This window comes from Oceaniglobus roseus (genome assembly GCF_002869745.1).
In the GTDB taxonomy this organism is placed as follows: Bacteria; Pseudomonadota; Alphaproteobacteria; order Rhodobacterales; family Rhodobacteraceae; genus Oceaniglobus; species Oceaniglobus roseus.
The window spans coordinates 1-7,450 of the sequence record NZ_PNOS01000072.1 but is presented as its reverse complement, the minus strand read 5'-3'; the positions used below and the strand labels follow the sequence as shown (position 1 = coordinate 7,450).

The 7,450-nt window shown below is 67.9% G+C and carries 7 protein-coding genes; 2 read left to right on the top strand and 5 right to left on the bottom strand.

Translation table 11 applies throughout. The features are described 5' to 3' along the window. The coding region (locus A7B20_RS20865; protein WP_172961076.1) for a nicotinate-nucleotide--dimethylbenzimidazole phosphoribosyltransferase at window positions 1–366 on the top strand (366 nt) is incomplete at its 5' end. A 420-nt stretch (window positions 367–786) separates the two neighbouring features. On the opposite strand, the gene A7B20_RS20860 is transcribed toward A7B20_RS20865, so the two are convergent. After that, the gene (locus A7B20_RS20860) at window positions 787–2,832 is read right to left on the bottom strand and encodes a cation:proton antiporter domain-containing protein (RefSeq protein ID WP_102110508.1); all 2,046 of its coding nucleotides are present in this window, start codon (window positions 2,830–2,832) and stop codon (window positions 787–789) included. 101 nt (window positions 2,833–2,933) lie between these two features. Beyond that, window positions 2,934–3,410: an Lrp/AsnC family transcriptional regulator gene (locus tag A7B20_RS20855; RefSeq protein ID WP_102110507.1), complete on the bottom strand. Its 477-nt coding sequence runs from the start codon at window positions 3,408–3,410 to the stop codon at window positions 2,934–2,936. 121 nt (window positions 3,411–3,531) lie between these two features. On the opposite strand from A7B20_RS20855, the gene hppD reads away from it, so the two are divergent. Continuing rightward, on the top strand, window positions 3,532–4,626 hold the full coding sequence (gene hppD / locus A7B20_RS20850; protein WP_102110506.1) for a 4-hydroxyphenylpyruvate dioxygenase: 1,095 nt from the start codon (window positions 3,532–3,534) through the stop codon (window positions 4,624–4,626). A gap of 135 nt (window positions 4,627–4,761) precedes the next feature. Here hppD and A7B20_RS20845 read toward each other — a convergent pair whose 3' ends face one another. The 3 genes from A7B20_RS20845 to A7B20_RS20835 all read right to left on the bottom strand — a co-directional run. Next, window positions 4,762–5,292 carry a bactofilin family protein gene (locus A7B20_RS20845; protein ID WP_102110505.1) on the bottom strand — a complete coding sequence of 177 codons (531 nt, stop codon included), beginning with the start codon at window positions 5,290–5,292 and terminating at the stop codon, window positions 4,762–4,764. Further along, window positions 5,282–6,601: a M23 family metallopeptidase gene (locus A7B20_RS20840; protein WP_281260124.1), complete on the bottom strand. Its 1,320-nt coding sequence runs from the start codon at window positions 6,599–6,601 to the stop codon at window positions 5,282–5,284. Before A7B20_RS20840 ends, A7B20_RS20845 begins: the two co-directional genes overlap by 11 nt. 179 nt (window positions 6,602–6,780) lie before the next feature. Further along, window positions 6,781–7,450 (bottom strand): ferritin-like domain-containing protein (locus A7B20_RS20835; RefSeq protein ID WP_102110504.1); only part of this gene is annotated, 670 nt, incomplete at its 5' end.

Below are 7,450 nucleotides of genomic sequence, written 5' to 3'. Positions count from 1 at the left end.
GGGCGGCCGCTGGAGGCGCTCCGCTGCCTCGGCGGGCGCGAGATGGCGGCGATGGCCGGCGCCGTGGCCCGGGCGCGGATCGAGCGGGTGCCGGTGATCCTCGACGGCTTCATCTGCTGCGCCGCGGTGGCGCCGCTGGAGGTCGCGGTGCGCGGGGCGCTCGATCACTGCGTGGCCGGGCACCTGTCGGCCGAGGGCGGGCACGAGGCGCTGCTGGAGCGGCTCGACAAGGCCCCGCTTCTGTCGCTGGGGCTGCGGCTGGGCGAAGGGTCGGGGGGGGCGCTGGCGATCGGCGTGCTGAAGGGGGCGCTGGCCTGCCACTCCGGCATGGCGACCTTTGCCGAGGCGGGGGTCGCGGGGGGGTAGTCCGTGCCGCTTTGTCCGGCGTGTCCGCCGGGCGAAGCATCTCCGCAGGTGCGCCCGGAGTTTCCCAAACTCCGGGACCTGCGGATTGCCTGCCCGGGCGGATCAGGAAACGCACCGCGTTTTCCCGCCCGCTGTGACCACGGTTCAGTCAGACCATCTGCCACACGCGATACGAGAGGCCAGCGCCCGACCCGGCGGGCGAGAAGCGCCCGCCGAGGGCGGGGCGGGCGCTGGCCGGGGGCTTTGAGCCCCCGGCTGGCAAAGAAGGATGGCGCGCGCTTTGGCCGAGGCGATGGCCTCGGCCATGGAGAGGTCGGATTGTTCCCGGTGGTCAGTCAGGCGATACATCTAGGCGGGCGCGCCCGGAGTTTTCCAAACTCCGTAATTCCGTCCTCAGCGCGTTGAAGACCCCGTGCTCCCTCAGTCGTCCGTCCCGGTGCGCTTCCGCTTTTCCTCCATGCGCTCGACCAGCGCCGTCTCGAGGTCCTTGTTCAGCTCCCGCGCCCGGGCGACGTAGGCCTCGTTCTCCTCCACCGGCTTGCCCGGCACCCAGAGCTCGGCCAACTCCAGCATCGCGCGGCGGTCGAGCTTGAAGAACTCGTGCTGCATCTCGTTCGCCTCGTATTCGGGGATGCCCATCTGCTCCAGCACGTAGCGCCCCGCGCGCAGCGAGCTGTCGAACATCTCGCGCACGATGTCGTCGGCGCCTGCCGCGTAGAGCTCGTACACATGCACCCGGTCGAAGGCGCGGGCGACGATGTGGATGTCGGGGCGGATCGCGCGGGTATACTTCACCAGCTTCAGCGAGGCCTGCTTGTCGTCCAGCGCCACCACCAGCACCTTCGCCGTCTCGATCCCCGCGGCGTGCAGCAGCTCGGGGCGGGTCGGGTCGCCGAAGAAGCCCTTGAAGCCGAACTTCCGCATCACCTGGATGGTCTGGAGGTTGTGGTCCAGCACGGTGGTCTTGAACCCCGCCATCTGCAGCATCCGGTTGATGACCTGCCCGAACCGCCCGATTCCGGCGATGATGATCGGCTGCACGTCGTCGATCTCGTCCTCCGCCGGGGTCTCGTTCGCCTCGGCGATCCGGTCCGACAATTTTTGGTAGAGGATGAAGAACAGCGGCGTCAGCAGCATCGAAAGCGCGACCACCAGCAGGATCTGCTCGGCCAGCGCCGCGGGCAGGACACTGGTGGAGAGCGAGAAGGAGACGAGGACGAAGCCGAACTCCCCCGCCTGGGCGAGGCCGAGGGTGAACAGCCAGCGGTCGCGGCCCTTCAGCTTGAACATCAGCGCGAGGAGATAGAGCACGACGCCCTTCGTCACCATCACGGCCAGCGTCAGCCCCAGCAGCACGAAGGGTGCCGCGAACAGCGTGGTGAAGCTGATCCCCGCGCCCACGGTGATGAAGAACAGCCCCAGCAGCAGGCCCTTGAACGGGTCGATGTCGGCTTCGAGCTGGTGGCGGAACTCGGAATTCGCCAGCACCACGCCGGCGAGGAAGGTGCCGAGCGCGGGCGACAGGCCGACGACGGTCATCACGAAGGCGATGGAGATGACGATGAGCAGCGCGAGGGCGACGTAGAGTTCGCGCAACCGAGCCGCGTGGATGAAGCGGAAGATCGGCCGCGTGGCATAGGCGCCGAAGACCACGATCAGCGCAACCGCGCCGATGGTGACGAGGGTGATCGCCCAGCCCGGCAGGCTCTGCACCAGGGTCACGGCGGCCTCGGCGGCCTTCTGCGGCGCGCCCGAGGTGATCGCCTGGGTCGTCTCGCCCACCTGCTCGGCCACCTTCGCGGGGGTGTCGAGCGCCTCGGGCGCGGCCGCGCCGTGGGTCGCGTCGGCGGTTGCGCCGTGGGTCGCGTCGGGGGCGGTGCGGGTCGTCTCGGCCGCGGCCTCCGTGGCGACCGGCGCGCCGTGGCTGTCGAAGGCGATGCCGTCGTTCAGCCCCGGCACCGCGAGAAGCGGCAGCAGCGCCAGCATCGGGATCACCGCGATGTCCTGTGTCAGCAGCACCGAGAACGATGACCGCCCCCCCGCCGTCTGCATCAGCCCCTTCTCGGTCAGGGTCTGGAGCACGATGGCAGTGGAGGACAGCGCGAAGATCATGCCGACGGCGACGCCCTGACTGAGCGGGACGCCCAGCAGCACCGCGCCCAGCGTGACCAAGGCCATCGTCACCAGCACTTGCAGTCCGCCGAGCCCGATCAGCCGGTGCCGCATCGCCCAGAGCGCCTTCGGCTCCAGCTCGAGCCCGATGACGAAAAGCATCATCACCACGCCGAATTCGGCGAAATGCTGGAGGTCCGCCGTCTCGGATCCCACGAGGTGCAGCGCCGGGCCGATGATGATCCCGGCCGCGAGATAGCCCAGCACCGAGCCGAGCCCGAGACGCGCGGCGAGGGGCACGGCGATGACGGCGGCCGCGAGGTAGATCGAGGCCTGGTAGAGGAAGGATTCCATATGTGGTGCGGCTCCTGGACTGCCGCGACAGCATCGCTTTGCCGCGGGGGAAGATCAACAGTCCGGGCCATCACCTCGGCGTTTCCGCCGTGCCGCGCGTCTCAGGTGGGCAGCGGTGCGTCGGGTTTGAGCTGGTCCATGACGATCTGGCTCCTGACCCGCGCGACGGCGGGGTGGGGCAGCAGGACCTGGTGCAGCAGCAGGTTCAGCGCGGCGAGGTCGGGGCAGTAGACGCGCAGCAGGTAATCGGCCTCGCCCGTCAGGGTCCAGGCGCTGATCACCTCGGGGCGGGTGGCGAGGAGGCGGGCGAAGGCGCGGGCCTGGTCGGGCTGGTGGGTCGCCATCTCGACCTGAACGAAGGCCTGGACCGTAAGGCCGAGGCGCGCGGGGTTTAGGCGGGCGGTGTAGTGTTCGATGAAGCCCTCGGCCTCCAGCCGCTGCCGCCGCCGGCCGGCCTGGCTGGGCGAGAGGTGGAGCAGGTCGCCGAGCTGCTGGGCGCTCAGGCGGCCGTCCTTCTGCAGTGCCGCGAGCAGGCGCTGGTCGGTCTCGTCGAGGGCGGGCGTGCGGGGTTCGGTCATCCTTGATGCCTTTCGTGCGGAGACCGCGCATGTCGACAGTGCTTAGGCCGCCAGAATGCGCGGATGTCCGGTGCATCCTGCGGTATCCTTTGCGCAAATCAAAGCAGCAAGGAGATGCATCATGGGACCGTTTCCCCACGACGCCCCGAAGGCGAAGATCACCGAGAAGAACCCCGCGGGCACTGACGGGTTCGAGTTCGTCGAGTTCGCCCACCCCGAGCCCGAGAAGCTGCGCGAGGCGTTCTCGCGCATGGGCTATGTCCACACGGCGACCCACAAGGCGAAGCCGGTGGAGCTCTGGCAGCAGGGCGACATCACCTATGTCCTGAACGCCGACCCCGACAGCTTCGCCGCCCGCTTCGTGGAAGAGCACGGGCCCTGCGCGCCGTCGATGGCCTGGCGGGTGGTCGACGCCCGGCACGCGCTGAAGCACGCGGTCGAGCGGGGGGCCGAGGAATACACCGGCCCCGGCAAGACCATGGACGTGCCCGCGATCCGGGGGATCGGCGGCTCGCTGATCTACTTCATCGACAAGTATTACGAGCAGAACCCCTATAACGAGGAGTTCGACTGGGTCGACAAGGCGCATCCCGAGGGCGTCGGCTTCTACTATCTCGACCACCTGACCCACAACGTCCACAAGGGCAACATGGACGTCTGGTTCAAGTTCTACGGCGATCTGTTCAACTTCCGCGAGATCCGGTTCTTCGACATCGAGGGCAAGTACACGGGCCTGACCAGCCGCGCGCTGACCTCGCCCTGCGGACGCATCCGGATCCCGATCAACGAGGACCGCGGCGAGACCGGACAGATCGTGGAATATCTCAAGCGGTACAACGGCGAAGGCATCCAGCACATCGCCGTCGGTGCGCGGGACATCTACGAGTCGACCGACGCCATCGCCGAGCGCGGGGTCAAGTTCATGCCGAAGCCGCCCGAGTCCTACTACGACATGAGCTATGACAGGGTGCAGGGCCACGACGAGCCGAAGGAGCGGATGATTAAGCACGGCATCCTGATCGACGGCGAAGGTGTCGTGGATGGCGGCGAGACGCGGATCCTGCTCCAGATCTTCTCGAAGACCGTGATCGGGCCGATCTTCTTCGAGTTCATCGAGCGGAAGGGCGACGACGGCTTCGGCGAGGGCAACTTCAAGGCGCTGTTCGAGAGCATCGAGCAGGACCAGATCGAGCGCGGGGTGCTGAAGGCGTCGTGACGGTTCTGGCCGCGCGGGATCGCGGGGGGCGGGTCTTCGGGCCCGCCCTTTTTCATGGGGTCGCTGCGCCGAGGGGCGGGCACGAAAAAGGGCGCCGACCGGCGCCCTCGTGAAACGGTTTCAGCGGCTTGGCAATCAGGCCTTCTCGGCCGCCGGGGCCGAGCTGCCCGCGTTCGGCGCGGGGCGCTGGCCGCCCTGGCCCGAGGGGTTCAGCGGGTCGTCGCGGCGCTGCACGGAGCCTTCGAAGTGGGCGCCGCTCTCGATCGCGATGGTCTTGTGGATGATGTCGCCTTCCACCTTGGCGGTGGAGGTCAGGCGCACCTTCAGGCCGCGCACGCGGCCCACGACGCGGCCATTCACCACGACGTCGTCGGCCATGACCTCGCCCTTCACGGTGGCGCCTTCGCCGACCGTCAGGAGGTGGGCCCGGATGTCGCCCTCGATCGTGCCTTCGATCTGGATGTCGCCGGTCGTCTTCAGGTTGCCCTTGATCACCAGGTCCGCCGACAGGATCGACGCGGGCGGCTTCGCCTTCGGCGCGGAGGGCGAGAAATCCGTCGATGTCCGGGCAGCAGGCGCGCCGTCCGAAGACGACGTGTTGGAAGATGGCACGGATTCGCCCCCTTGTTTTGGTCCAGGCTCGTTGATTTTGCTCTTAGAAAACATCTTTCGCTGCCTTGATGTAGGTCATCGGATTGACGGGCCTTCCGCCCACGCGCACCTCGTAGTGAAGATGGGTGCCGGTGGATCGTCCGGAGTTCCCCATATCACCGATCCGGTCCCCGCGCGAGACCCTTTGGCCGACCTGTACCCGAATCTTGGACATGTGGGCATAGCGAGTCTCGATCCCGAACTCGTGCTGGATCTTCACCAGACGGCCGTAGCCCGACATCATCCCGGCATGGATCACGACTCCGTCGGCCGTGGCATAGATCGGCGTGCCGTAGGCGGCGGCGAAATCGGTGCCCTCGTGCATCCGGCCCCAGCGTGCGCCGAAGCCCGAGGTGAAGCGGAAGGCCGACTTCAGCGGGATCGCGAACGGCGCCTTCTGGGCGGCGATGCGGTACATGTTCATCTTGTCGAGCTTGTCGAGGATGCCGTTGGCGCGCAGGCTGTCGGCATCGGGCGCCTGGCCCTTGGTCGAGAAGGTGATCGGCGTCAGCGGACCGCCCTGGCCCGAGTAGCCGCGGCGCACGGCGTCGAGCAGGCTGTCGGTGTTCAGCCCGGCCGCGCGGAACATCTTGTCGAGCGGGGCGACCGAGACGGTCACGGCGTCCTCCAGCTGGCTGAAGATCTGCTCGTTGCGCATCTCGGCCAGCTTGCGGTCGTTGATCATCTCCTCGGCGAAGGCCTCGGCCTCGGCGGCCTGGCCGGCCATCAGGTCACGCTCGGCCGCGGTGGATTCGAGGGCGGAGGCCAGCATGTCGAGGCTGCTCTCGGCGTCCTTCATGCGGCCCTTCTCGCGGTCGCTCAGCCCGGCCTGCTGAAGCTTCGTCTGCAGCTCCTGCGCCTCGCCGCGGGCCAGGTCGCGCTCCTTGATCGTGCGGCGCAGGGTCTCCTGCGTCAGGCCGATCCCGGTTTCCAGCTCGGCACGCCGCGCCTCGGACTCCAGCAGGTTCGACTGCATCCGCGACACCTGGCGCAGCGCCGAGTTGAAACGCTCCTGCGCGGCGCGGGCCTCGGCAGCGCGGGCGTCACGCTCGTCCGAGAGGTCGTTCAGGCGCTTCTCGTAGGTCGCCTGCTCGCGCATCGCCTGGTCGCGGACGTTGCCCGAGCCGATGGTGTCCATCAGCAGGATGGCCGAGGCGATGATCGTCCAACCCACCACGACCGCCGATCCCGAGATGGCCAGAAGCTGAGTTCCGGAGGACAGGCGCACGAAGCGGGTTTCGGTGTCGGATTTCAGGAACAGACGTTGTTCCGGGAAAGCGCGCTGCATCGCGGCCTTCACGAGGTTCGTTTTCGTTGTCTTCAACTTTTACCGTCCCGTAATTGCGCCGCGCGTGGCAGCCACAACAGTCCCCAGTTCGTTGCCCGGCCGTGCTTAAAGGCACATCCCCCCGATCGCAACAAATTTGCGGACAGTGCCCCGCGGGTGGCGGTTTGCGCCTGTCTTTGGGCGGAATCCTGCCGATTTTCCCGCAGCTTGCGGGCTCAGGACTGAACCGCGAGGGGCCAGTAGAAATCCGGCGGCAGGCCCGCCTCGGCCCGCTTTTCCGTGTTGAACGGCGGCTTCAGGGCGCCGTGGAAGTAGCGGCGGACGAGGGCATGGAAGGCCTCCTTCGGGTCTTCCTCGTGGCGGCCGCAGAGGAAGTGGAACCACTTCGAGCCATAGGCGACATGGGCCACTTCCTCGGCATAGATCGTCTCCAGCGCGTCGACGGCGTGGTTCACCTCGGCCTTGCGGAAGATGTCGATCATGCCCGGCGTCACGTCGAGTCCGCGCGCCTCCAGCACCATGGGCACGACGGCGAGGCGGCCCATGAAGTCGTCGACCGTGTCCTCGGCCGCGCGCCACATCCCGGCATGGGCGGGCAGGGCGCCGTAATGGCTGCCGAGCGCTTCAAGACAGTCGCAGACGAGGTTGAAATGCTTGGATTCCTCGTCCGCGGCCTTCACCCAGTCGTCGTAGAAGCCAAGGGGCATCTTCACATGGGCGAAGCGCGGGATGATGTCCCAGTGCAGGTCGACGGCGTTCAGCTCGATATGGGCGACGGCGTGCAGCAGGGCGATCCGGCCCGCCTCCGTGCCGGGGCGGCGTCGCGGCACGTCGCGCGGCGCCAGAAGCTCGGGACGCTCGGGGCGGGCGGGGCGCAGCGGCGGC